Here is a 25866-nt window from a genome sequence, read left to right on the forward strand (position 1 = left end):
AAAGCGGACTTTTTGAACAACCTCTATAAGGGGATGAGAATAGTCTGACGTTTTCTTTTGGGAATGTTCAGAGTATAATAGTTTTTAGACTCTAGTCTTAGTACCTGGTATTAGATAACTGACCACTGTTCATGACTTGTGTGCAGGATAGCTATGAAGCTGCTCTGTACAAGGGTCGAAGAACGGATTTTGCGATAATAAAGGAGGATGACTCCATGACACCAGATATGACGACTCGTCAGCAGACGAGACATGAAGAGCTTGGCCTAACCCATAAGCAGGCACAGGAAATGTACCGCATGATGCTTCTTGCACGCATGTACGATGAACGTGCGTTGCTGCTGCAGCGTGCCGGTAAAATCAACTTTCACGTATCAGGCATAGGCCAAGAAGCAGCGCAAATTGGCGCGGCTTTTGCGCTCGATCATCAGAAAGATTACTTCCTGCCTTATTACCGAGATTATGGATTTGTCATGTCGGTTGGTATGACCGTACGTGAACTAATGCTCGCCTTGTTCGGCAAAGCGGGCGATCCGAACAGCGGTGGGCGCCAAATGCCAGGTCATTTCGGCTGCAAGCGGTTGCGTATCGTAACCGGCTCTAGTCCGGTAACGACACAGGTTCCACATGCGGTAGGCATAGCTCTGGCAGCGAAGATGCGCAATGAAGATTCTGTATCATTTGTGACGCTTGGAGAAGGTTCCAGCAACCAGGGAGATTTCCATGAGGGCTGCAACTTCGCAGGAGTTCATAAGCTGCCAACCATCATTATGGTAGAGAACAATCAATATGCCATCTCTGTTCCAATTGCGAAGCAAATCGCAGGTCGCGTATGTGATCGGGCTTTGGGTTATGGCTTCCCAGGGGTTCAGGTTGATGGCTGTGATGTGTTAGAAGTATACCGAGTTATGAAGGAAGCGCGTGAACGTGCTGTCCGAGGTGAGGGGCCTACGTTGGTAGAAGCAGTCATGTATCGCTTGTCTCCCCATTCAACTGCGGATAATGACATGGTATATCGTACGAAGGAAGAAGTGGAGGAGCACCGGAATAAGGATGGTCTTCCTCGATTCAAGGCCTACCTGATTGAATGCGGCATCTGGTCTGAAGATGAAGATGCTGCTCTGCGCGCTGAACTGAAAGCTGTGCTCGATGACGCAACCGCATATGGTGAACAGGCACCGTTCCCGCAAGGGGAAGAAGCACTGAAGTATGTCTACGCGGAGGAGGGTCAGGGAACATGGCAGTAATAGAGTATATTGACGCAATTCGACTTGCAATGAAGGAAGAGATGGAACGAGACAGCAATGTATTCGTGCTCGGTGAGGATGTCGGGGTCAAAGGTGGCGTCTTCACAACAACCAAGGGGCTGTATGAACAATTTGGCGAAGCTAGATCGTTAGATACCCCGCTTGCAGAGTCGGCCATTGCCGGCGTTGCAATTGGAGCTGCAATGGTAGGAATGAAGCCAATTGCTGAGATGCAGTATTCGGACTTCATGTTCCCAGCAACGAACCAAATCATTAGTGAGGCCGCTAAGATTAGATATCGTTCAAACAATGACTGGACCTGTCCACTTGTGATACGCGCCCCAATTGGCGGTGGTGTTGCAGGGGGGTTGTACCATTCACAATGCCCGGAATCTGTATTCTTCGGGACACCAGGTCTAAAGATAGTTGCTCCTGCAACGGCATATGATGCCAAGGGCCTGCTGAAGGCGGCAGTTCGTGATCCTGATCCAGTTATCTTCTTCGAGAATAAGAAGTGCTACCGAATGATCTCGGGAGAGGTTCCAGTTGAGGACTACGTAGTACCGATTGGTGAAGCGAATGTAGTTCGCGAAGGAACGGATATAACAGTTATTGCTTACAGTTTGCCAGTCCATTATGCATTGCAAGCTGCGGAAGAATTGGCGAAGGAAGGCATCAGCGCACATGTACTGGACTTGCGTACGATTCAACCGCTTGATCGAACAGCGATACTTGAAGCTGTCTCGAAGACCGGCAAAGTGCTGATTATTCATGAGGATAACAAGACTGGCGGCGTCGGGGCAGAGGTAGCGGCAATCATTGCAGAAGAGCTGCTCTATGATCTCGATGCGCCGATTCAACGTCTGTGCGGACCGGATGTGCCTGCAATGCCTTATAGTCCTCCGATGGAGAAATTCTTCATGCTGAATAAGGACAAAGTGAAGGAAGCGATGCGCCAATTGGCGATCTTCTAATCGAATGGCAGACGGTATGAAGGAGGGAGAGACATGGCACAGCCTATGACGGAACTTCTCTTTCAACCGTACAGAACGGGAGTGTGAAAACGATGTCTTCAAATCAGGGAACAGAAGTATTGATGCCGCAGTTGGCAGAATCCCTTGTACAGGCGACTATCGGCAAATGGCTGAAGCGTCCAGGGGAGACCTTTGATGCGTATGAACCGATTTGTGAAGTGATTACAGATAAGGTAGTAGCTGAATTGCCAGCAACAGAAGCAGGCATTATGCAGGAAATTGTGGCGCATGAAGGCGAAACCGTTGCGGTAGGCGCGGTGATCTGCCGTGTTCAGTCACAAGCTGCTGCATCTGTGCCATCGTCAGCTGCAGGTGCCTCTGAGCAGAATCAGGGCCATACAGCGGACGCCCCACTAAATCAAACGGGGCAGGCAGGGCAGGATATGCGCAATCGGTATTCACCCGCCGTGCAGCGACTTGCGCAGGAGCACGGAATTGATTTGCAGCGAGTAGCTGGTTCTGGATTGGGCGGCCGCATTACACGCAAAGATGTAATGGCTGCAATTGAAGCTGGTGGAGAAACCGTAGTAACGCCATCAAGTGCTGCTACAGTTGGCAATGCACCAGCCTCATCGTCTGGTATAGGAATAGCTGGTGGAGCAAGTGCAGCCCCGCAATCAAGTGCGGTGCAGCATGCAAGCGGGCATGTGCGCAACACCGGACTTCATCTTACAGAGACGCCGCGTATCCCTTCGATTGAAGTAGAAGGAAGAACACAAGCTGGTAATGGAGAGACCTTCATTGACGTCACACCGATTCGGCATACAATCGCAACGCGTATGCGCCAGAGCGTCTCTGAAATTCCGCATGCTTGGACGACAATTGAAGTCGACGTTACGAATCTTGTACAGCTTCGCAACAAGATTAAGGATGAATTCAAGCGCAAGGAAGGCATTAATCTGACTTATTTGGCATTCGTGCTGAAGGCGATCGTCAATGCGATCAAGGATTATCCAATTATGAACTCGGTGTGGGCTGTCGATAAGATTATCGTGAAGCGTGACATTAACTTGTCTTTGGCTGTAGGTACAGAAGATTCTGTATTAACGCCTGTCATTAAGAAGGCTGACCAGAAGAACATTGCGGGGTTGGCACGAGAGATTGATGAGCTGGCACGGAAGACAAGAGAGGGAACTTTGTCTCCGAATGATATGCAGGGTGGGACATTTACCGTGAATAATACGGGGTCGTTCGGCTCCATCCTGTCTTATCCGATCATTAATTATCCGCAGGCTGCCATTCTTACCTTTGAATCGATCGTGAAGAAGCCTGTTGTGATTAATGACATGATTGCCGTCCGCTCGATGGCGAATATGTGTCTGTCGTTGGATCACCGCATATTAGATGGCGTAATTTGCGGTAGATTTTTACAACGCGTGAAAGAAAATCTCGAAAGCTTCTCATTGGACACGAAAGTGTATTAAAATAGAATCAGCACGAATCGACGGAAGAAAGCGTGATGACAATGAATAATGAATGGAATAAAGCGGATAAGGCTCTTCGTGTAACCCATATGGGGCGTGTCGATTATGGCGCAGCATGGGATATGCAGAAGGAACTCGTTCATGCCATTGATGATGGTACGAGAGAAGATACGCTGCTGCTGCTGGAGCACCCCCCTACGTATACAATCGGTTCACAGCGCCACCCGGAGCATTTGCTGCTAAGCAAGGAAGAACTGGAGCGACAAGGAATTGCACTGTACGAGATTGATCGTGGCGGGGATATTACATATCACGGTCCAGGACAGCTGGTTGGTTATCCGTTAGTGCTATTGGATGGGCCACAGCTTGATCTTCACGGGTATTTGCGATCATTGGAAGAAGCGATTATTCAATTTCTTGCGACATTCGGTGTAATCGGAAGCCGCAAGCCAGAGTATACCGGTGTGTGGGTTGGCAATGTTAAGATAGCTGCGATAGGTGTGAAATTCAATAAATGCAGACGCCGTCGTGGCTTCGTAACCAGCCATGGCTTTGCACTCAATGTGAAGAGCGGCATCCAGCATGAAGGGTTCTCAGGCATTATTCCGTGTGGAATTAGCGAGTATGGGGTAACATCACTGGAGGATTGCACAGGTCAAACCTTCACAGTGGAGCAAGTAGGCCAATTGCTGCTGCCTCATCTTGTTCATGTTTTCGGATTCGAAGCGGCCAAGCTTGACACTTCGCTGTTGGTGTAGGAGGCTGCAATAAGTTCAAGCCATGCGATTGCTCGCATGGCTTGTCCCGTAGCTGCTCTGCTTATGTGGTTGCAAGATGAGATGCAGCTAGGTACCCCTAGCATGGATCAGCTTGAAGCACTAGCCATATATAAATGGCTCGACAATCACAAGCACGGTGGATGCGAGCATCGCGGCGAGCATGACATATATAATGATTTTAAACCATCGTTTGGATTGCATAAGAACAGAGAACTCCTTTCATCAATAAGTTCATGAGTTATTCTCTATTGTACCTTAAATAAACGTTTGGAGGAAAGAGATATGGTTCAACAGGAAAGACTTGTAAAGCACTTTATGGAATTGGTTCAAATTGATAGCGAGACGAAAAATGAACGTGCGATCTGTGATGCGTTGAAACAGCAGTTCGAGGCACTTGGCCTCCAAGTAACGGAAGATGATACAACGTCTGCAACGGGACATGGAGCAGGCAACCTGATTGTGAACTGGTCAGCAACAGAAGGTCAAGAGAACGCAAAGCGTTTGTTCTTCACCTCCCATATGGATACTGTTACACCGGGCAATGGCATTAAGCCGCAGCTTGGCGAAGATGGATATATCCGCAGTGACGGTACCACGATTCTTGGATCAGACGACAAGGCAGGCCTTGCTGCTATGTTCGAAGCGATCCGACTCATTCAAGAATCGAATACACCACACGGTTCGATCCAGTTTATCATTACAGTAGGTGAGGAATCCGGCCTTGTAGGTGCTCGTGCAATGGACAGCAGCCACTTGCAGGCTGACTTCGGTTATGCGCTGGACTCAAATGGTGAGATTGGAGCAATTGCAGTTGCGGCTCCTACGCAAGCGAAAATTACAATGGAAGTGTTCGGTAAGTCCGCGCATGCAGGCGTGAATCCGGAAGATGGCATCAGTGCAATTCAAGTTGCCAGCAAAGCGATCTCCCGTATGCCGCTTGGACGCGTTGACCACGAAACGACTGCGAACATCGGCAAATTCGAAGGCGGTGGAGCGACGAACATTGTATGCGACTATGTGAAGCTGCATGCGGAAGCGCGCAGTATCGTACAGCATAAGGTTGAAGCTCAAGTGAAGGCAATGAAGGAAGCGCTCGAGAGTGCTGCAGAGGAATGTGGAGCAAGAGCCGAGTTCCACAGTGACATCGTGTACCCTGCATTCCAATTCACAGAGAAAGATGAAGTTGTGCAGCTCGCGAAGCGTGCTATTGAGAGTATTGGCGCAACGACGCGCTTGTTCCATTCAGGCGGCGGCAGTGATGCAAATATCTTCAACGGCATGGGTGTACCTACCGTTAACTTGGCAGTAGGATACTTGGACATCCATACGACGAAGGAGCGTATTCACGTATCCGACTTGGTGAAGACGAGTGAATTGGTAGTCGCGATTATTCAACAAGCTGTACAAGCATAGCATGCAATAAACATGTAGCTTGCTCTTGGATGATTATTGCAGGAAATGAATGAAATGATTATCATACTCAGCAGTTGTGCTGCATAGGATAAGCCCTTGTTCGATACCATTCATGAACAAGGGCTTAATTGTTTTGAAACGGTTCGATTGTGCATAAGATGCAGGGGGATTAAACATGGTAAGGACTGAACAGCGGAAGCCGCCAAGAGGTAAGCTATTTGCTGGATAATTTGCGGGTGGCGGGTTGGTTGTCCAATATCTGAGACAGTGGAGTGTTTCCGCCATGGCGCATCATGAGACGACGCAGTTCGACGATTACTTCTTGCTTCTTGCCAACTAACAGCATTTCCTGTGCTTGATATATGCGTTGCATCCATTCATCACTCCCGGATCGAATCGGACAAGCCGTAATGATATAATGGGTATGTTCAGCGGAACGGAAATATGTACATAAAGGAGCACGAATATATGAATGAACAACGAGGTTCTGAACGCGCAAGCAATCCTTTAGAAGAAGTTACAATAGAGACGAAGCCTATTTTTGATGGGAAGATCATTAAGCTTCAGGTAGATACGGTTACGCTCCCTAACGGTTCGACTGCAACAAGGGAGATTGTCCGTCATCCAGGGGCTGTTGCGGTATTAGCGATCAAAGAGGATAAAATGCTTGTTGTTGAACAGTATCGCAAGCCTCTTGGGCGCAATCAGGTTGAGATTCCAGCAGGCAAGCTTGATCCGGGTGAAGAGCCAATCGTAGCTGCAATGCGTGAGCTTGCGGAGGAGACAGGCTATCGTACAGATCATCTCATTCCATTAGGCTCATTCTATACATCGCCTGGTTTTGCGGATGAAATCATTCATTTGTATGCAGCAGATCAATTGATAGCCGGCGAAGCGCATACGGACGAAGATGAATTTTTGGAAGTAGATGCGATGACGCTAGAGGAAGCATTTGCTGCGATGCGCGCAGGGCGAATTAGCGATGCGAAGACTATCAATGCGATGTATGCATGGCAAATTTACAAACTAACAGGAAAGTGGCCGGTATAACCGAATGGAGAATGCAGCAAGAAGTGGACAGCATGAAGAGTTGCATACCATGTATGGTGACTTCCATATTCATATAGGCAGTACCTCGGAAGGACAGCCTGTGAAAATCAGCGCGAGCCGCAACTTGACCTTCGAGGCAATAGCACATGAAGCTTCCGAACACAAAGGGGTTCATCTGATTGGCATCATTGATGCGCATGCGCCGGGTGTACTGCGGGATATCGCAACGCTTCTTGATAAAGGCGAGATGGAGGAACTTCAGGATGGCGGTATCCGGTATAAGAACACCACGATATTTCTAGGAACCGAGCTCGAAATTCGTGAAGAAGGATATGGCATTGCACATGTGCTGTGTTATTTGCCGAATATCCATGCAATGGAACGATTCTCGAATTGGCTATCCCCTCATGTCACCAACATGAGTTTATCGTCCCAGCGTGTGTACTTGCCAGGGCGAGCACTGCAGGAAGAAACTGCGGCATATGGCGGATTGTTCGTTCCTGCGCATGTGTTCACACCTTTTAAAAGCATATATGGGAACTGTGCTGACAGAATGGCAGATGTGCTCGATCTGGAGATTATAGATGCTGTGGAGTTGGGATTAAGTGCTGATACGGAAATGGCGGGATGTATCTCTGAGTTGGATCGATTTACATTGCTGACGAATTCAGATGCACATTCACTAAGTAAAATTGCAAGGGAGTACAATGCACTTGCCATGGCTTCACCAACATTCAAGGAGTGGGCAATGGCCTTGCGTAGGGAAGCTGGACGCGGGGTTACAGCCAATTATGGTCTTAATCCGCGGCTTGGTAAATATCATCGCACTTCTTGTGCGAAATGTGGCCACGTTGTAGACAGTACTGCTTCCGTAGAAATCACAGATACCCACGCGAATCAGGTACAGCCAAGATGTCCAGAATGTGGTTCAACGAAGTTCATCCGTGGTGTATCTGAGCGGATACGTTCTATCGCAGATCGCGAACAATCGGAGATTCCAGCTCATCGCCCACCATATTGCATGCAGATTCCGCTTGAATTCATCCCTGGTGTAGGGAAGCGAACGCTTGCCAAGCTGCTGGAGCATTTCGGAACGGAGATGAACGTACTGCACCATGCAACGGAGGAGGAACTCAAGCAAGTGGTTGGACAAGCTACAGCAGAACTTATTGTGCTCGCTAGGAGCGTACAGCTGTCTCTACAAAGTGGCGGCGGAGGCACATACGGCAAAGTAATCACAGGAGAATAGTTCGAATCATAAAGGGACGAGCATGAGCATAAGCTGGATGGACGAGGTATTCGTCGCTTCAACTTATTCGAAAGGGGCATCATCCATGAAGCCTATTGCTCACTCTTTTCGCTCTCAGCTCCATTTATATATTTTCGTGTCCGTTCTCTTCCTCGTCGGCGTTGTGTTTGGTTCCTTGCTCGTGAATGCACTGACATTGGAACAACAGCAGGATATCGGGAACCATGTGAGTCAGTTTGTGTCCACAATGGGACAAGAGCCTGCTGCTTCTAATCAGGTGGGGAATAGTGGAGAGACGTTTTTGAACTCGACGATGTTCTACGTCAAATGGATTGCATTAATTGCATTGCTTGGCATATCTATAATCGGATTTCCGCTTGTGCTTGCACTTGTATTTGCGAAGGGTGTGTTTATCGGATTCTCGGTGGGGACACTCATCAGTCAGTATGCATGGAAAGGCGTATTATTCGCATTAGTATCAGTCGCCCCGCATAATATTATTGCGATTCCTTTTCTGATGATTGCAAGCGTTGCGTCTATGGTATTTGCCATGCATATTCTGAAAAATCGTTTGTTCGTTCCTAGGATGCAATCCTTGCGTGATCCTCTGCAGCGCTTCATGACACTGCAATCTGTATCCTTAGTAGGAATGGCAGGAGTTGCAGCTGTCGCAACTTGGGTGTCACCTCTTCTAATGAGATGGGTTGTTCCAATATTGACAATGTGATCAAGAATAGACAGCACCAAGAATATTGACTTTGTGCAATTCATTTGACACTGCTTGTGTTCTCCCCCTATAATATATAGAAGTGATACAAATGAAACGTGGATGGCAGGCAAGGGGGGAGACCATTGGAAGCGCGGATTGAGAAGATTAAGCAGCAACTTCAATCCCAAGGGTACAAGCTGACACCACAGCGCGAGGCAACCGTGCGCGTCCTGCTCGAGAATGAAGAAGATCATCTTAGTGCTGAGGACGTATTCATGCTCGTGAAAGAGAAAGCGCCTGAAATCGGTCTTGCCACCGTATATCGTACATTGGAACTGTTAAGTGAGCTGCATGTCGTGGAGAAGATGAACTTCGGCGACGGCGTTGCACGATATGATTTGCGCGGTGATACGAATAAGCACCATCATCACCATTTGATATGTGTCCAATGCGGCTCTATGCAAGAAATCCGTGAGGACTGGCTTGGGCCATTGGAAGAGCGCTTGGAGCGAGAATTTCAATTTTCTGTCGTAGATCATCGTTTGGATTTCCAAGGCATTTGTAAGAATTGCCGGGAGAAGCAAGCAGAAGAGCAGGCGGAGTAACCGCAAGCATCCAACAGGGAATTGAAATGGCGCTACGCTATGACAGCAGGTCGATAGCAGCGAATGAAGATGGATATGATGAGGAAGCCTCGGCAGGACTGCCGAGGCTTTATTGCTTGAGCAATTACATAATTGAAGGATTCGCAGATACCCTTCTTCTTCGCTGCACTTGCCGTTTGCGATGAGCGGCAGAGGTGCTTTTGGCGCCGATGGAGGAATGCCGCGGGACAACAGCTTGAGAATGACGGGCGGTACGTTGACGATTGCGGCGACGAATTACCAGCACCTTTGACCTGTGTTTGTGTCGGGAAGCGGCTGCAGCCTGAATAGGGATGGCTGGAGTCGAATGCGCTGATTCGAGACCCTCGCTGGCTTCTGCTTCTTGCTGAGTGGCAATAGAGAGTGAAGAGAAGGCGCGGTCTGCTTGAATAAGGCCAGATCCTTGTGAATGGCGAGAGTAGCCGTTCAGAGGCCTCGCAGTATCCATGAGCAGCTTGCGAATAAGGGAAGGTTTTACCTTGCGGTTGTGAGCAAGCAGCAATGCAGCTGTACCTGATACATGTGGGGCAGCCATAGATGTTCCTGAATTTGAGATGAATCCTTGTTTATTGCTTGTGGATACAATATCGCTGCCGGGCGCAGCAACATCAATTCCGCGTCCGCGGCTGCTAAATGTTGCAATTCGATTGTTTTTGTCAGTGGCGGCTACTGCGATGACTTCCGGGTAGCTGGCAGGCTGATCGATTTTACCGCTGTTTCTTCCTTCATTTCCAGCTGAGGACACGATCACGATGCCCTTGCGATGAGCACGTTTGACCATAGAGCGCAGCGATGCACTGGCGCCATTCAGTCCTAAGCTCATATTGATGACATCCATGTTATTGCGAATGCACCATTCCAAGCCTTCCACAATATCTGACACATATCCGTCACCAGACTGATCCAGTACCTTTACAGCATACAGAATGACCTCTGGGGCAACGCCATACTGCATACCACTTTTTCCAAGTGCAGCAACAATCCCGGCTACATGTGTTCCATGGCCGTTATCGTCTCTATAGGAACCTCCCTTGCGAATCGTGTTCACACCACCCGCAATATTGAGATCGGGATGAGCTGATATCCCTGTGTCGACTACGGCTACCTTTATGCTCTTCCCCTGGGATGATTTCCATACTTCTGGAGCTTGTATGCGCTTGACGCCCCACGGAATTTGCTTGCTGGAAGTAGGTTCTGCTGTAACAGAATTCAGGATCTGACTAGCAGGATAGTACGATAAGGGATAAATATGTGCCCTTACTCTCGCATCCGTTTCAATTCTGCGGACGCTGGGGTGCTTCCTCAATCGCTGCAAGGCATGATGGTTGCCGTCCATATGACAACACAGCATGTTAGCTGAACCTACTTGTTTTACTGGGGTAATGCCAAATTTTTTGAGTTCGAGTATGCATGCATTGTAGCTTTTTTCGTCTTTTAAAATGATCATTTTCCGTACAGCTTTACGATGAGGACGGCTGCTGACAGCCGCCTTCAACATGCGTGATAAGGTGCGCATGCTTGCTAGCCCTCCAGTTCGAAACGAATTTGTGCAACTTCTTAGACAAGTGGAATGGAATGCCTTGTTGTATCGTATGAGACAAATATAGAACGGTGAAATGTTTTAGCAGCGAATTTCAAAAGGGAATACGGAGAGAACCGCATATCCGAAGGCTTGGCATCATATGTTACAGGAGAGTCGAACTTGCCCAGCGGAAGGGGATGAGCAGTGTGATAGTGCCTTTGCGAGCTCTATTAAGACGAATCAAGTTTATGGCGTTATTCCTCATGATGACCTATGCGGTTGCTTATATTATGGGGGCCGTCAGTGATTGGATTTATCCAGTGGACAAGTACCGCGAGCCACATGGCAAGGCAGTTAAGGTCTTTCGCTGGGAGGATGGCTTGGATAGAGAGCATATGACGTTCACAGAACGATTGCGGTTGTACTATTGGTTGGGCGAGTAGCGAACTGTTCGGACAAGGGAAGGGATTTACACTCGTGTTGTTGAATTATTGTAGAGCAGTTGCTTAGATTTGCAGATGTGAAAGTCGCAAGGTAAGGAGTATAGTACGATGGCAGGCTTAATCGAACAACAGGTGGAAGCATACCGAGATTATTTAATACATGAACGGCGAGTGTCCTCGAATACGCGAGAAGCCTATATGCGTGATATACAGATGTTCATCGCATCAGTCGCCGACAATGTGAGCATGGTGGACGACATTCGTACGTATCATGTGAATCATTATATGTATCAATTGAAGCGGGATGGACGTGCGGCCTCGAGTATTGCACGCATTGCGGCCTCACTGCGATCCTTTTTCCATTTCTGTATCCGTGAAGGGAATTTGAAGCTGGATCCATCCTATGAAGTAGAGCGCCCGAAGGCATCTTCCAAAGCGCCAGAGATCTTGTCATTGCAAGATACAGAGCGGTTGCTGGCATTACCCAACGAGAGCAATCCGTTAGGGATTCGTGATCGGGCGATGCTGGAGACTTTATATGCGACAGGGGTTCGAGTGTCGGAGCTTATGTCGCTTAATATGGAGGATGTTCAGCCTAAGCTGGGGTTTCTGCGCTGCATGAGCGGCAAGGAGCGTGTTGTGCCTCTCGGACAGGTTGCGGCTGAAGCGTTGGAACGATACTTGAACGATGCACGCCCTCAATTATTATCCTCCTCTTCACAGACTGATGGATTGGAGATTACAGAGCATAATGCGCTCTTTGTCAATGTGCGCGGACAAAGGATGTCACGGCAAGGCTTCTGGAAAATGATCAAAAAATATGCAGAAGAGTTGGAGTTATCCTTTCCCATTACGCCCCATACGCTGCGGCACTCGTTCGCTGTTCATATGTTATCGAATGGCGCGGATGTCCGTGCAGTGCAAGAAATGCTCGGACATGCAGAGCTTGCGACCACACAGCGGTATGTGGAGCATATGAGGAAATCAAGTATGAAGGATGTATATACCTCCGCCCATCCAAGAGCGAAGAAGAAATAGCGGGAGTATGGTTCAAATCTCCTTAACATAATCTAAGACGGAGAAAGAGAAGGAGTGGTAACCATGGATAGAGGGAGCAAGCAATTTGGACGCATTGCAGTTATTGTTCTGGACAGTGTTGGCATTGGGGAACTGCCGGATGCATTGCAATTTGGTGATGCGGGTACACATACCTTGGGACATATCATAGAGCATAAACCGAGTATCAAACTCTCGAATTTACAGCGCCTTGGCTTAGGCAATATCGCCGATCTTGGCAGCTTGAAGGCTGCCGAGTGCCCAGAAGGCGTATATGGTAAGATGGCGGAGATTTCAGTCGGCAAAGACACGATGACTGGTCACTGGGAACTGATGGGACTTCGTATTACTTCACCTTTCAATACGTATCCAAATGGATTCCCACAAGAGCTGATTGAAGCATTCGAGCAAGAAACAGGCCGCAAAGTGTTGGCCAACAAGCCGGCGTCAGGCACCGAAATCCTAGATGAATATGGCGAGGAGCAGATGGCGACTGGATCGTGGATCGTATATACATCTGCGGATAGTGTGTTCCAAATTGCCGCCCATGAGGATATTATTCCACTTGATGAGCTATATCGCGCTTGTGAGATCGCCCGGAAGCTGACATTGTGTGAACCGCACACTGTCGGCCGTGTTATCGCACGGCCTTATGTTGGCAAGCCAGGTGCATTCACGAGAACGCCGAATCGCCATGATTATGCAATCAAGCCCCCGGCAAATACCGTGCTCAACCTGCTGCAGCAGGCAGGCAAGGACGTTATTTCGGTGGGGAAAATTAATGATATTTTCTCGGGAGAAGGGATAAGTGCTTCTTATCCGACCAAGAGCAATGCGCATGGCATCGACACGACGATCGAGATGCTAGATCAATCATTTGAAGGGCTGCTGTTCGTCAACTTAGTGGATTTCGATTCATTGTACGGGCATCGCCGTGATCCGGCAGGCTATGCGAAGGCATTGGAGGAGTTCGACGCCGCCCTTCCTAAGATGATGAATAGAATCGGGCCGGATGATTTATTAGTCATTACGGCAGATCATGGCAATGATCCGACACATATGGGGACCGATCATACGAGGGAGTATGTTCCACTTCTGCTGTACAGCCCTTCCCTGCATGCAGGTCAATCTCTTGGGGTTCGTACCACATATGCAGATTTGGGTGCCACGATCGCAGATAATTTCCGAGCAGGGCAACCTCAAGTAGGCACTAGCTTTTTGCATGAACTGTAAAGGGTATGGGCAACAATGGGGAACAACACATTTTGAACAGCATGATGAAGACGATGTTACAACCGATCGATTCTGATCGGACAATGATGAATGGGGGAAATAAGATGAGCAACACAATTACACACGATCATATTCAAGAGGCAGCGACCTATATCCAATCTAAGATTAGTGATACGCCTGAAGTAGGTTTGATTTTGGGATCTGGACTAGGTGTGCTGGCAGATTTGGTGGAACAGCCTGTAACGATTGCATACGGGGACATTCCGCATTTCCCTGTATCGACTGTAGAAGGCCATGCGGGCGAGCTTCTGATCGGCAAGATCGCAGGCCGTACGGTAGCGATGATGAAGGGCCGGTTCCATATGTACGAAGGATATGGACCAGAGCTAACCGCATTCCCGGTTCGCGTTATGAAGGCGATTGGCGTATCCAAGCTGCTCGTAACGAATGCGGCAGGCGGGATCAACACTTCCTATAAGCCTGGGGATCTTATGCTCATTTCCGACCATTTGAACATGACTGGGCGCAATCCGCTAATTGGTGCGAACGACAACCGTCTCGGGGTACGCTTCCCGGATATGTCTCAGGCGTACAGCCCGCAGCTTCGCCAGAAGGCGAAGGACGTTGCAGCTTCGCAGGGTGTTGAACTGCAGGAAGGTGTATATGTCGGCTTTCTTGGCCCGAACTACGAGACGCCTGCGGAAATCCGCATGCTTCGTGTGCTAGGTGGCGACGCTGTAGGGATGTCGACGGTATCGGAAGTAATTGTTGCACAGCATGCAGGCATGGAAGTGCTCGGTATTTCCTGCATCAGCAACATGGCGGCGGGCATTCTGGATCAGCCATTGTCGCACGATGAGGTCATGGAGACGGCAGAGCTCGTTCGTGACCAATTCCTTAAGCTTGTTATCGGGATTATCCCTGTAATGTAAAGGGAACCTATTATGTGAAAAAAGGCCGCTGCATGGCTGTCCGTTGATCGGGCAGCAGCAGCGGCCTTATCTTATGGTTCCAGCAATATAAAATGAGCGAGTCCATTCGAAGAAGGCAATTGTATAACGTTCAATTCGATGAGCTGGTCAGTCACATAAGTATATAAAAAATGATAATACCAAATAAAATACTCCTCGAAGCCCCTCTACTTTTTTGGCGAGACCTTCACCATAGAGCAGATCGATGCTCTTCTTCCACTGTGCCTGCGAAATAGAGAACTCCTTCATTAGCTGTTCCTCTGAATAGCCCAGATGCAGCCCGATACAGATGCGATCAAGGTTATCCTTAGTAAAATCAAAATCCGGGAAATTCAAACCCCTCGAGATCATTTTGTGTTCAAATTGCGACTGAAGCATGATGTCATCCTCTCTCGTTGTGTACTGCATTTCATTTTCATAGGCTATAAATTTATTTCGTAAATTTTTTCGACATCGTGACATGATAAACCTTTCAAGTTCTGCTCTATCTTTCGATAAGAGTGGAATATTTTGCTTCTGAAAGGTAACACTGGATAGAAAGTGCATCCTGCGCATGTAATGCGCTCAGAATGTACGCTATTTAGATAGGAGGGGACAATCTGTGAACAAATGGCTGTGTGCTAGCCTTAGCTTTTTATTCGCTGCCGCTTGTATATTGCCTTCTTCGGCGAACGCATCTTATGCACGGGCAGACTTGCCGCCTTGGACAAATTCAGAAACGCCAAGCCAAGCAACATCCTCAGCTGCGCCGGAAGCCCAACTGGCGGATAACGCGCGCTCAGCGGTGCTTATGGATGCGGACACGGGAACGGTGATTTTCGAGAAAAATAGCCACGATCGGCTTCCGCCAGCAAGTATTACGAAAATTATGACGATGCTGCTTGTCATGGAAGCCATTGACAAAGGAAAGCTGAAGATGACGGACAAGGTGGCAACAAGCGAGTATGCCGCGTCTATGGGCGGATCGCAAATCTTTCTGGAACCGGGCGAAGAGATGACGGTTGAGGAAATGATGAAGGGAATCGCAATGGCCTCAGGCAATGATGCATCGGTTGCGATGGCTGAGAAGATCGGCGGCTCCGAGAAGGCGTTCGTACAAATGATGAACGATAAGGCTGCAGAGCTTGGCATGAAGGATACACATTTTGTGAATTGCAATGGCCTCCCTGCTGAGAATCATTATACGTCAGCGCATGATATTGCCTTGATGTCGCAAGCGTTGTTGAAATATCCGAATGTAACGAAATTTACAGGAGCATATGAGGATTATTTGCGACAGAACACCAGTAAGAAATTTTGGCTTGTCAATACGAATAAGCTTGTACGGTTCTACCAAGGTGCAGATGGGTTGAAAACAGGCTTTACTTCAGAAGCTCGTTATTGCCTGTCTGCGACAGCGAAACGGGATAATATGCGTGTGGTAGCTGTTGTGCTTGGCGAACCGAATACGAAGACACGCAATGCAGAAGTAACGCAGATGTTCGATTATGCCTTCGCTCAGTATACGAATGTTCCGCTGCTGAAAAGCGGAGATAAGATTGGTGATATTCGTGTGGAGAAAGGGATGGTCGAAAATATTGAGCTGAAGGCTCAGCGTCCATATCATGTTTTGCTCAAAAAAGGCGAGGGCACTGACAATCTTCGCTTCGAACTGGAAGGTCCGAAATCTGTAAAGGCGCCAGTAGCGGCAGGTCAGTCGCTTGGGAAACTTGTCGTTTATCAGGGAGATAAGAAGGTTCGTGAATATCCTGTCGAATCCACCGAGGAAATTGCGAAAGCTGGCTGGTGGACACTCTTTAAACGTACGTGCGGCAAGTTGTTTTTTGTCAATTAACGGCGTGCAGCTTCTAGTTTTGTCGTCAGGCAGGAATTGGTTATCCCATTGACGAACTGTATCGGCATCATGGGGAGGAGAGTGAAGCGCCATGAATCTGCAGGTGGAATTGGAACACCAGCGCAACGTATTGATTACCCGTCTGAGAGGGGAACTGGATCATCATACATCTGAGTACGTACGGATTCAGCTCGACGAAGCGATTCAACGCAAGCAAGTGAACCATGTCGTGCTAAGCCTTCGAGATTTGACGTTTATGGACAGTTCGGGTTTAGGGGTCATTCTTGGAAGATACAAGCAGATCAAGGGACGAGGCGGCAAAATGGCGGTATGCGATATGAATCCCGCGGTACGACGTCTGTTCGAATTGTCTGGCTTGTTTAAAATTGTGCATGTTTACGATAATGAGCGCAAAGCGCTTAATGGGTTGGAGGTCGTATCATGAGTGTACAATCAGACACGAACGTAATGACGCTGCAATTTTCCAGTCGTTCCGAGAATGAAGCATTTGCCCGTGTGGCTGTTGCAGCCTTTGTATCGCAGCTGGATCCGACAATGGACGAGCTGACAGATATGAAGACCGTAATCTCTGAGGCAGTGACGAATTGTATCATCCACGGATATGATAATGATCCTACTGGGATGGTTACGATTTCAGCGGTTATTTCCGGTGAGGAGATTATGCTGACCGTATCAGACAATGGACGAGGCATTGAGGATCTTGAGCTTGCAAGACAGCCGCTGTATACGTCGAAGCCGGACATGGAACGCTCTGGCATGGGCTTCACGATCATGGAGAACTTCATGGATGAATGCGAAGTAACTACCGAACTGGGCGTGGGTACGAGCATCCGCATGAAGAAGCGGATTGAATCGAAAAAAGCGCTCTATAATTAGGGGTTGAAGCCATGGAAGCTGATTTGAAGCAGTCGTCGCCCAATTATTTGGATGACGCGGAAGTGAAGCGTCTGATTGCACTCAGTCAGACAGGTGACTCGCTAGCGAGAGAAACACTTGTCAATTGCAACATACGCCTTGTCTGGTCCGTCGTTCAGCGCTTTATGAATCGAGGATATGATCCAGATGATTTGTTCCAGATTGGTTGCATCGGATTGCTGAAATCTGTTGATAAATTCGATTTATCATATGACGTGAAGTTCTCGACTTACGCAGTGCCGATGATCATCGGTGAAATTCAGCGATTTCTGCGTGATGATGGAACGCTGAAGGTGAGTCGATCACTGAAGGAGATGGCGAACAAAGTTCGCAAGACGAAGGATGAGTTGTCCAAGCGGCTCAATCGGCTTCCAACGATTAAGGAAGTTGCAGCGGAGCTTGGGGTATCACCGGAGGATGTTGTGTTCGCACAAGAAGCGAATAAACCACCGACATCCATTCATGAGACGGTATTCGAAAATGATGGTGATCCAATTACGTTAATGGATCAAATTGCCGATGATACGCAGGACAAATGGTTTGATAAGCTTGCGCTGAATGAAGCGATAGAAGGCTTGAGTGAACGGGAGCAGCTTATTGTCTATTTGCGGTACTATCGGGATCAGACGCAATCTGAGGTTGCCAGTCGCCTCGGAATATCGCAGGTGCAAGTGTCGCGGCTGGAGAAGAAAATATTGCAATCCATCAAAGCCCAGATCGCTCAGTGAGCTAGAGAGGGTATGAGGAGCGAACCGCAGGGAGATGTCCTTGCGGTTTTTTTGCTGTCTATTCAACCATACTAACACTATGGAGGAAGGAGGGGGATGAACATGGCGACTTTGGATGAGTTGCCTGATTCCGGCAGTACCTGCTATATCCGGCTGCGCAAGCAATCTTCGGTCAAGCCGGATCATCCGATTCGACTAAAGGATGTAGCTGAGGTCATTGCAGACGATGCATGGTACACGAAATTAAGAGAGCTTGTGCTGAAGGAACCAAAGACAAGCGACGGTAACATGATATTGATTGACATGATGCACATTACGAGGGCAATTAAGGAACTGTGTCCGAGAATGACCATAGAATGCTTCGGCCAGCCGCATACATTAGTTGAGGTTGTGACGCAGGTGAAGAAGCCAAATATCGCCCTAATTGTTCTTGTCTGGCTGCTGCTGTTCTTCGGTTCTGGCTTAGCGATCATGAACTTTCACGCCGATGTAAGCATGCTCCCTGTACATAAACGAATTGTAGAAATGCTTACGGGTCGGAAGGATGCGAATCCATTTTGGTTCCAAGCCTGCTATTCCATTGGCATCGGTCTTGGGATGGTCGTATTTTTTAATCACTTTTTCCGCAAGAAGTTCAATGAAGAGCCGACACCGCTTGAAGTTGAGATGTTCCTATATCAGGAAAACTTGAACCAGTACATGATAACCGAGGAATACAAGCGATTGCGCAAGGAGGATTTGAAGCGTGACTGAGACTTGGCTGTATGGTCTTGCACAGCTGCTGGCATCGTTCGCGGGAATCGCTGGCGGGATTACGGTTGGGGGCGCGATGGTGGCATTATTTGTCGTGCTTGACATGCTTCCACGGCTAGCACAGCTTACTCGCTCCTTCCACTGTTCGTATTGGTTTGAGTACGCCATTATTGCGGGCACGCTGTTCTTTACCGTAACAGATTTATGGAGTATCCGATTCTTCTATGCGGGATGGTTCTCTCCATTCATCGGACTGCTGGATGGAATATTCGTGGGACTATTGGCTGCAGCGCTGACGGAGGTATTGAATGTTTTTCCGATATTGGCGAAACGGCTTGGTATGACACACGCGCTCCCTCATCTACTGACCGCTATGGTAATTGGCAAGGTTCTTGGATCTTGGTTCGACTGTTTTAAATACCCGCATTGAGTTTGAAGTATCTGTGTTGAATGATGAGAATCTCGCAATGAAGGATATGCCAATACATTGCGATTCTATAAGAAGGAGGATATTGCCCAATGACAGAGCAGCAAACTGAACAAGAATCGTCGCACAAGGACGTACTTTCCCCTCCTAATTCGAAATCACTGAAAGAGCAGTCTGAGGATGGGGGCAATCATCAGCATGCATCTGAGCAAGGCAGCTTGCATGACAGAAAAAAGCAGCATGAGAAGTCCGATACGATAGAAGAGTCCATCATCTATTGGCAGGACAAGGACGAAATCTCCAAGAAGCTGGACGAGACGAAACGAACGCTGCAACAGGTAGTCGGACTTGGGGAGTCGTTTGATATCGTGCTGCGCGAGATGGTCTTCGGCGAGCGGCGGGTGGGTCTGTTCTATGTGAATGGGTTTGCTAAGGACGAAGTGATGACGTTGATCTTGTCCCGCATGTCTTACTTGGATAAGGAAGAAATGTCGCCGAACGCGCTCAAATCCTTGTTCGAACGCTACATCCCTCATGTTCAAGTAGAGCGGGAGAATAAGTTAAGCAGCGTCATTAATAAAGTGCTCGCTGGCAGCAGCGCTTTCTTTATTGATCATGAATCAAGTGCGATTATTGTGGACTGCAAGACTTTCCCTGTGCGGGGTCTTGAAGAACCGTCGCTCGAGCGGGTGGTTCGGGGTGCACGTGACGGATTCGGCGAAACACTGCTCACGAACGTTACCCTTGTCCGACGCCGCTTGCGTGATCCAGGGCTTATGTATGAAATGGTGCAGGTGGGGCGGCGTACCCGTACTGATGTGTGTATTGCCTATATAGATGATATTGCTGACAAGCGTCAAGTGGAGTCGGTTCGTAATAAAATAAAAGCGGTGAATGTGGATGGTCTGCCACTGGCCGACAAGCAACTGGAGGAGGCGATTATCAATAAGGCGTGGAACCCTTATCCGCTTGTACGATACTCGGAACGCCCGGATGTCGTCGCTTCCCATTTGATGGATGGCAGCATTGTCATATTTGTCGACACTTCTCCATCTGTCATCATTTTGCCGACGACGTTTTTCGACTTATGTCAGCATGCAGAAGAGAATCGACAAACTGCATTTATGGGAACCTATTTGCGGAGTGTGCGCTTCATCGGTATTTTTGCATCGCTCTTCATTCTCCCATTGTGGCTGCTGCTCGTTATCGAGCCGGGATTAAAGCCTGCCGCCCTACAAATTATTGGACCGCAGGAGACAGGGAAGATACCGCTCATTTTCCAGTTCCTCATCGCAGAGCTCGGCGTGGATCTCATGCGAATGGCGGCTGTTCATACTCCGTCGCCGCTTGCGATAGCATTGGGCTTGCTAGCTGCGATACTCGTAGGTGACATAGCGGTCAAAACGGGAGTGTTCGTCAATGAGGTTATTTTGTACATGGCTGTAGCTGCCGTAGGGATGTTTGCGACACCGAGCTATGAGCTGGCGCTGGCCAATCGAATAGTGAGGCTCGTGCTGCTTGTTGCGGTTGCACTATTCAGAGTTCCCGGACTCGTCATTGGTACAACCGTTTGGCTGCTCTGGCTAACCCTGCATCGCTCGTACAATGCATCATACTTATGGCCGTTCATTCCGTTCAATGCCAAAGCGATGTACAATATCATCGTGCGACAGCCATTCTTGCTGATAAAGACGCGCCCTAGCTTGAATCAGACGCGAGATAATACAAAGATGCCGCCAAGAACGAAGCGATAGCTTCAACGTTTGGAAGGCAATGTGTTTGTCCCTTGACAACCTCTATAATGCAAATGATGGACGGAAAAATCCATTCTTTCATGATCGAATAAGCTGATATACTCGATGTAATATTTTCACCAACAATTGGAACAACATGAGGGGATAGACATAGAAGATCGAGTGGGAGTGGGGAGAAATGACGATGTACTTACACGGAACGAGCAAGATTAATGGGGATGGACATTTAGAAATTGGTGGTTGCGATGTAACCGAATTGAAGCAGCAATTTGGTACTCCGCTTTATATTTTTGACGAAGCATTAGTCAGAGAACGCTGTGAACAATACATGGAAGCATTTCGCGAGTCAGGGTTAACCTTTCAGGTTGCATATGCAAGCAAAGCATTCTGTACAACAGCAATGTGCCGGCTAGTCGACCAAGAGGGGCTGTCGCTAGATGTTGTATCGGAAGGGGAATTGTATACAGCCTTGCAGGCTGGATTCCCAGCTCAGCGAATCCACTTCCATGGGAATAATAAGACGCCCGAGGAGATCGAAATGGCGCTTGATGCCCGCATCGGCTGCTTTGTTGTTGATAATTTCACTGAGCTGAAGCTGCTGAATGCGATTTGCCAAGAGCGCAATCAGTACGTGCCTGTGCTGCTCCGCGTTACACCGGGGGTTGAGGCACATACGCATGAATACATTTCGACAGGTCAGACGGATTCGAAGTTTGGCTTTGACATCGGCAATGGCACGGCGCTTGAGGCTGTGCGTCATGCGGCGGATGCAACTCATTTGGAGCTGCTGGGCATCCACTCGCATATCGGATCTCAAATCTTCGAAACTGAAGGATTCCAAATGGCGGTTGAACGCGTTGCACAATTTGCTCGTGGGGTGAAGGAACAGCTAGGGATCGCATTCCGGGTTGTGAACTTGGGCGGCGGCTTTGGCATCCGCTATGTAGAAGGGGATACGCCTCTGCATGTTCGCGATTATGTAAAGGCCATTACAGATGCTGTAAAGCAGCATTTTGCTGACATCGGAGAATGTTTGCCTGAAATTTGGGTAGAGCCAGGCCGCAGTATTGTTGGAGAAGCGGGAACAACACTGTATACAGTTGGCTCTGTGAAGGATATTCCAGGCGTGCGCAAATATGTAGCTGTTGATGGAGGGATGACCGACAACCCTCGACCAGCGCTGTATGAGTCTCGTTATGAGGCACTGCTTGCTAACCGTGCGACTAATGAGTACACGGAGACAGTGTCGATAGCAGGAAAATGCTGCGAAAGCGGCGATATGCTGATTTGGGATGCTGTGCTTCCTGCCGTCCAGCAGGGCGATCTGTTGGCTGTGTCCTGCACAGGTGCGTACAATTATTCGATGGCAAGCAACTATAACCGTATTCCAAGACCAGCTGTCGTGTTCGTGCACAACGGGGAAGCGGATATTGTTGTACGTCGTGAGTCGCATGAAGATATCGTGCGCAATGACTTCATTCCAGCTCGTCTGCGCAAGGAGCCAGCGCTGAAATAGTACGGGATGTGACGATTGCAAGCTCCGCGGCAGCAGTTGAATTTCATATCCGAAGTTACACCAGATATGGAAACTATTACATCATCCGATTATCTGTCTTGTCGTGGCATAACGATGAGGCAGAAATCGGGTGTTTTCTTTTTGTTAAGAAATAACGTATAATCGGATGAGCAAGCGTGAGCATTGTACATATGGAAGGAGACGATACATGATGAGCAAATATGCATTGATTGAATTGGAAAAAGGCGGCACGGTGAAAATCCAGCTCCATGAGCAAGAGGCACCAGGTACCGTTGCAAACTTTGAGAAGCTGTCCAACGAAGGTTTCTATAACGGCTTGACATTCCACCGTGTTATTCCGGGCTTTGTAGCGCAAGGCGGTTGCCCGCACGGAACAGGTACAGGCGGCCCAGGCTACACAATCAAATGTGAGACAAAAGGCAACCCGCACAAGCATGAGCGTGGTGTACTTGCGATGGCGCATGCCGGCAAGGATACAGGCGGTTCCCAATTCTACATCACTTACGATGCATTCCCTCACTTGGATGGCGTGCATACGGTATTTGGCAAAATTGTAGAGGGCATGGAGCATGTAGATGCTGTTAAGCAAGGCGACAAGATGAAGCAAGTTACAATCGTGGAAGAATAGAAATAATTGAGGGAAGGCGTGTATGCAGCTTGGCTGCTGCACGTCTTTTTTATTTGAACGCATCTGAATGGTTCCATGCGGTGAAGCGACACAAGTTGCATTTTACCAGGTCAGGTGGTACACTTCTAAGTGCAACATCTTAGAAACTAATTTTATAGCAATACGAATGACAGACCTTCAGGGCAGGGTGAAATTCCCGACCGGCGGTGATGAACTATTCTTGCGTGTGCAAGGTGTTCTTAGTCCGTGACCCGGGTGGATTCGTCCACACGGTGGATCTGGTGCAACTCCAGAGCCGACAGTATAGTCTGGATGGGAGAAGGGGCGTCAGGAGAGAAGAACTCGATAATTAGTTCTTTCAAGTTCTTATTTTCACAATTTCATGAGCATTCCAGGCGAAATGGACGGCGAATACCTGCGTAAGCGTGAGGTTTTCTATTCATCTATCGTCGTATTTGACATATGCGAAATCGTTGCAGTTTGCTGAGAACATCCTTGTTGTCGGTTTTATTTGTCATATACAAATGGAAATTATGCTTATGTGCGTCTATTGTGAAATTAAGTACATACCTGCAAGCTCAATCAATCATGCCCTTCGGAGGATCCGAAGGGCTTTTTTGCGTTAGCCTTGATCTGTTTGTGGAAAGGAGGATACCCAATGTCTGCTGTTATCAATGATGAACTGTACATGCAGCTCGCTGTGAACATGGCAGAGCAGGTGCTTGGACAGACCGATGTGAACCCTGCAGTTGGCTGTGTCATTGTGAACGAGGGACGAATCGTCGGTCTTGGAGCTCATTTGCGGCGTGGTGAAGGCCATGCGGAAGTCCATGCTTTACAGATGGCTGGTGAAGCGGCGAGAGGAGCAACTGCGTATGTGACCCTTGAGCCATGCAGCCACTATGGGCGAACACCGCCTTGCAGTCTGCGATTGATTGAAGCGGGAATTGCCCGTGTCGTGATCGCTTGCGTCGATCCGAATCCAGCGGTTGCAGGGAGAGGAATTGCTCTACTGAAGGATCATGGAATTGGGATAACGTTGGATGTGCTTCGGGAGAGAGGTCTCGCACTGATTGAAATGTTCGCTAAGCATATTACGACCGGCATTCCGTTCGTTACCCTCAAGACAGCAAGTACGCTGGACGGCAAGATCGCTACTTCGACTGGGGACAGCAAGTGGATCTCGAATGAGCGAAGTCGTGAAATCGTTCATTCGATGAGGCACCGTCATCAAGCGATTATGGTAGGCATAGGCACCGTTCTTGCGGATGATCCATCGCTGACAACACGCCTATCAGTCCCTGGGGTAAACCCAGTGCGCTTGATCGTAGACTCGATGCTTCGGATCCCTATGGACGCCAACGTCGTAACCGATCAAGCTGCACGAACCTGCATCTTCACAACTGCACGGGCAAGCGGGGAGAAGCGGCGTGAATTGGTGTCCCGAGGCGTGGAGGTCATCGAGTGCGGAGAAGGCGAGAAGGTAGACCTTCGGCAGATGATGGAATGGTGCGGCCAACATGAGATCGGATCCATACTCCTTGAAGGTGGAGGTCGATTGAATGGAGCGATGCTAGAGAAGAAGCTGGTCGACAAAGTTGCAATATTTATGGCTCCGATTGTCGTCGGCGGTCAGCATGCGCCTGGTAGTTTTGTGTTTGAAGGTGTAGAGCGGATGCAGGATGCATACCGGCTTCAGCATGTGGAGGTTGAGAAGCTCGGAGATAATATCTGCATCACTGGATATCCTTTCGGCAAGCGTGAAGTGGAGCATTTCACTCATTCCAGCGTTAAGGAGGAGCATAGCAATGTTCACCGGACTCATTGAAGAAGTGGGCTCACTGCAGGCTGTGATGAAGCGGGGCGAGGCGATGGTGCTTCACATCCGAGCATCTAAGGTTCTAGAGGGCATGAAGCTGGGGGACAGCATCGCTGTCAATGGTGTATGCCTGACTTCGACGTCATATGATGGCACCTCCTTCATGGCGGATGTGATGCCGCAGACGTTTCGCCATACGAATTTGAAGGATTTAAGGCCGGGCGATCCGGTCAATCTAGAGCGTGCAATGGCAGCAGGTGGGCGATTCGGCGGTCATATTGTACAAGGACATGTGGATGGTCTTGCAACGATTGTGGGACGAACAAGAGATGCGAATGCTGTTGTCATCGAATGTCGGGCGAGTCGGCCTGAGATGGCAAAATATATGATTCCACAAGGTTCTGTCACTATTGACGGCATCAGCTTAACCCTTACGCGAGCAGAGCATGGAGAGTTTGCCGTATCGATTATTCCGCATACGTTGGCGCAAACCGCTCTTCAGCGCAAGCAGCCGGGTGATATCGTCAACATTGAATGTGATGTGCTTGGCAAGTATGTGGATCATTTGCTCCGGTATGGTAGATCAGGGCCGGAGAACGAGACAAAGGACTCGAATCGTTCTGGTTCTGGAGGTCTGAATGCAGCATTTTTGGCAGAGCATGGTTTTATGTAATGG

Annotated in this window: 28 protein-coding genes and 1 riboswitch; of the genes, 24 read left to right on the forward strand and 4 right to left on the reverse strand. The window is 48.7% G+C overall.

Annotated features, from left to right (window positions below; genetic code table 11):
* The first annotated feature begins 215 nt into the window (after positions 1–215).
* From BBG47_RS05045 to lipB, 4 genes are all read left to right on the forward strand, one after another.
* Entirely contained in the window at positions 216–1247 is a 1032-nt protein-coding gene (locus BBG47_RS05045) for a thiamine pyrophosphate-dependent dehydrogenase E1 component subunit alpha (protein WP_065290811.1), read from the forward strand.
* Positions 1238–2221, forward strand: coding sequence for an alpha-ketoacid dehydrogenase subunit beta (locus tag BBG47_RS05050; RefSeq protein ID WP_021252956.1), 984 nt, complete (start codon positions 1238–1240; stop codon positions 2219–2221). Before BBG47_RS05045 ends, BBG47_RS05050 begins: the two co-directional genes overlap by 10 nt.
* Before the next feature lie 92 nt (positions 2222–2313).
* Positions 2314–3705: a dihydrolipoamide acetyltransferase family protein gene (locus tag BBG47_RS05055; protein ID WP_065290812.1), complete on the forward strand. Its 1392-nt coding sequence runs from the start codon at positions 2314–2316 to the stop codon at positions 3703–3705.
* Between the two features lie 41 nt (positions 3706–3746).
* The gene (gene lipB, locus BBG47_RS05060) at positions 3747–4463 is read left to right on the forward strand and encodes a lipoyl(octanoyl) transferase LipB (protein ID WP_065290868.1); all 717 of its coding nucleotides are present in this window, start codon (positions 3747–3749) and stop codon (positions 4461–4463) included.
* Between the two features lie 120 nt (positions 4464–4583).
* Here the strand turns inward: lipB and prli42 are convergent, their stop codons facing one another.
* Positions 4584–4685, reverse strand: coding sequence for a stressosome-associated protein Prli42 (prli42, locus tag BBG47_RS29290; RefSeq protein ID WP_005546772.1), 102 nt, complete (start codon positions 4683–4685; stop codon positions 4584–4586).
* An 81-nt stretch (positions 4686–4766) separates the two neighbouring features.
* Between prli42 and BBG47_RS05070 the strand changes: the two genes are divergently transcribed.
* Positions 4767–5897, forward strand: coding sequence for a M20/M25/M40 family metallo-hydrolase (locus tag BBG47_RS05070; RefSeq protein ID WP_065290814.1), 1131 nt, complete (start codon positions 4767–4769; stop codon positions 5895–5897).
* Between the two features lie 214 nt (positions 5898–6111).
* On the opposite strand, the gene BBG47_RS29820 is transcribed toward BBG47_RS05070, so the two are convergent.
* The gene (locus BBG47_RS29820) at positions 6112–6270 is read right to left on the reverse strand and encodes a hypothetical protein (protein WP_174810645.1); all 159 of its coding nucleotides are present in this window, start codon (positions 6268–6270) and stop codon (positions 6112–6114) included.
* 95 nt (positions 6271–6365) lie between these two features.
* Here BBG47_RS29820 and BBG47_RS05075 point away from each other — a divergent pair, with 95 nt between their 5' ends.
* From BBG47_RS05075 to fur, 4 genes are all read left to right on the forward strand, one after another.
* The gene (locus BBG47_RS05075; RefSeq protein ID WP_065290815.1) at positions 6366–6947 is read left to right on the forward strand and encodes an NUDIX domain-containing protein; all 582 of its coding nucleotides are present in this window, start codon (positions 6366–6368) and stop codon (positions 6945–6947) included.
* A 4-nt stretch (positions 6948–6951) separates the two neighbouring features.
* On the forward strand, positions 6952–8196 hold the full coding sequence (locus BBG47_RS05080; protein ID WP_065290816.1) for an endonuclease Q family protein: 1245 nt from the start codon (positions 6952–6954) through the stop codon (positions 8194–8196).
* Positions 8197–8281: 85 nt separating this feature from the next.
* Positions 8282–8923: a stage II sporulation protein M gene (gene spoIIM / locus BBG47_RS05085; RefSeq protein WP_065290869.1), complete on the forward strand. Its 642-nt coding sequence runs from the start codon at positions 8282–8284 to the stop codon at positions 8921–8923.
* 125 nt (positions 8924–9048) lie between these two features.
* Positions 9049–9510 (forward strand): ferric iron uptake transcriptional regulator, encoded by a 462-nt coding sequence (fur, locus tag BBG47_RS05090; protein ID WP_065290817.1) that lies wholly within the window; start codon positions 9049–9051, stop codon positions 9508–9510.
* Between the two features lie 124 nt (positions 9511–9634).
* Here the strand turns inward: fur and BBG47_RS05095 are convergent, their stop codons facing one another.
* Complete coding sequence (locus tag BBG47_RS05095) at positions 9635–11065, reverse strand: S8 family peptidase (RefSeq protein ID WP_065290818.1); 1431 nt, start codon at positions 11063–11065, stop codon at positions 9635–9637.
* 203 nt (positions 11066–11268) lie between these two features.
* Here BBG47_RS05095 and BBG47_RS05100 point away from each other — a divergent pair, with 203 nt between their 5' ends.
* The 4 genes from BBG47_RS05100 (at position 11269) to BBG47_RS05115 (ending at position 14735) form a co-directional block, all read left to right on the forward strand.
* Positions 11269–11514: a DUF4227 family protein gene (locus BBG47_RS05100; protein ID WP_227774397.1), complete on the forward strand. Its 246-nt coding sequence runs from the start codon at positions 11269–11271 to the stop codon at positions 11512–11514.
* Between the two features lie 108 nt (positions 11515–11622).
* Positions 11623–12552, forward strand: coding sequence for a tyrosine recombinase (locus tag BBG47_RS05105; protein ID WP_065290820.1), 930 nt, complete (start codon positions 11623–11625; stop codon positions 12550–12552).
* Positions 12553–12615: 63 nt separating this feature from the next.
* Positions 12616–13803, forward strand: coding sequence for a phosphopentomutase (locus BBG47_RS05110; RefSeq protein WP_065290821.1), 1188 nt, complete (start codon positions 12616–12618; stop codon positions 13801–13803).
* Between the two features lie 104 nt (positions 13804–13907).
* Positions 13908–14735, forward strand: coding sequence for a purine-nucleoside phosphorylase (locus tag BBG47_RS05115; RefSeq protein WP_065290870.1), 828 nt, complete (start codon positions 13908–13910; stop codon positions 14733–14735).
* A 147-nt stretch (positions 14736–14882) separates the two neighbouring features.
* On the opposite strand, the gene BBG47_RS05120 is transcribed toward BBG47_RS05115, so the two are convergent.
* Entirely contained in the window at positions 14883–15152 is a 270-nt protein-coding gene (locus BBG47_RS05120) for a hypothetical protein (protein WP_175400486.1), read from the reverse strand.
* A 223-nt stretch (positions 15153–15375) separates the two neighbouring features.
* On the opposite strand from BBG47_RS05120, the gene BBG47_RS05125 reads away from it, so the two are divergent.
* From BBG47_RS05125 to ribE, 11 genes are all read left to right on the forward strand, one after another.
* Positions 15376–16608, forward strand: a complete 1233-nt coding sequence (locus BBG47_RS05125) for a D-alanyl-D-alanine carboxypeptidase family protein (protein WP_065290823.1) — start codon at positions 15376–15378, stop codon at positions 16606–16608.
* Positions 16609–16699: 91 nt separating this feature from the next.
* Entirely contained in the window at positions 16700–17053 is a 354-nt protein-coding gene (spoIIAA, locus tag BBG47_RS05130) for an anti-sigma F factor antagonist (protein ID WP_021252942.1), read from the forward strand.
* Positions 17050–17505, forward strand: a complete 456-nt coding sequence (gene spoIIAB / locus BBG47_RS05135; RefSeq protein WP_021252941.1) for an anti-sigma F factor — start codon at positions 17050–17052, stop codon at positions 17503–17505. Before spoIIAA ends, spoIIAB begins: the two co-directional genes overlap by 4 nt.
* Before the next feature lie 11 nt (positions 17506–17516).
* Positions 17517–18272, forward strand: coding sequence for an RNA polymerase sporulation sigma factor SigF (gene sigF / locus BBG47_RS05140; protein ID WP_021252940.1), 756 nt, complete (start codon positions 17517–17519; stop codon positions 18270–18272).
* A 102-nt stretch (positions 18273–18374) separates the two neighbouring features.
* Positions 18375–19025, forward strand: a complete 651-nt coding sequence (locus BBG47_RS05145) for a stage V sporulation protein AA (protein ID WP_065290824.1) — start codon at positions 18375–18377, stop codon at positions 19023–19025.
* Complete coding sequence (locus BBG47_RS05150) at positions 19018–19455, forward strand: stage V sporulation protein AB (RefSeq protein WP_083189090.1); 438 nt, start codon at positions 19018–19020, stop codon at positions 19453–19455. Before BBG47_RS05145 ends, BBG47_RS05150 begins: the two co-directional genes overlap by 8 nt.
* A gap of 89 nt (positions 19456–19544) precedes the next feature.
* Complete coding sequence (locus BBG47_RS05155; protein WP_065290825.1) at positions 19545–21206, forward strand: spore germination protein; 1662 nt, start codon at positions 19545–19547, stop codon at positions 21204–21206.
* Between the two features lie 184 nt (positions 21207–21390).
* A complete protein-coding gene (gene lysA, locus BBG47_RS05160) occupies positions 21391–22722 on the forward strand; it encodes a diaminopimelate decarboxylase (protein ID WP_065290872.1) in 1332 nt (443 codons plus the stop codon).
* A gap of 211 nt (positions 22723–22933) precedes the next feature.
* A complete protein-coding gene (locus BBG47_RS05165) occupies positions 22934–23371 on the forward strand; it encodes a peptidylprolyl isomerase (RefSeq protein WP_021252935.1) in 438 nt (145 codons plus the stop codon).
* Between the two features lie 169 nt (positions 23372–23540).
* A riboswitch (FMN riboswitch) is annotated at positions 23541–23699 on the forward strand.
* Positions 23700–24029: 330 nt separating this feature from the next.
* On the forward strand, positions 24030–25199 hold the full coding sequence (gene ribD, locus BBG47_RS05170) for a bifunctional diaminohydroxyphosphoribosylaminopyrimidine deaminase/5-amino-6-(5-phosphoribosylamino)uracil reductase RibD (RefSeq protein ID WP_065290826.1): 1170 nt from the start codon (positions 24030–24032) through the stop codon (positions 25197–25199).
* Entirely contained in the window at positions 25180–25863 is a 684-nt protein-coding gene (gene ribE, locus BBG47_RS05175; protein WP_065290827.1) for a riboflavin synthase, read from the forward strand. The genes ribD and ribE overlap by 20 nt, the downstream gene beginning before the upstream one ends.
* Positions 25864–25866: the final 3 nt, after the last annotated feature.

The organism is Paenibacillus sp. KS1 (assembly GCF_001680695.1).
Taxonomy (GTDB): Bacteria; Bacillota; Bacilli; order Paenibacillales; family Paenibacillaceae; genus Paenibacillus_B; species Paenibacillus_B suaedae.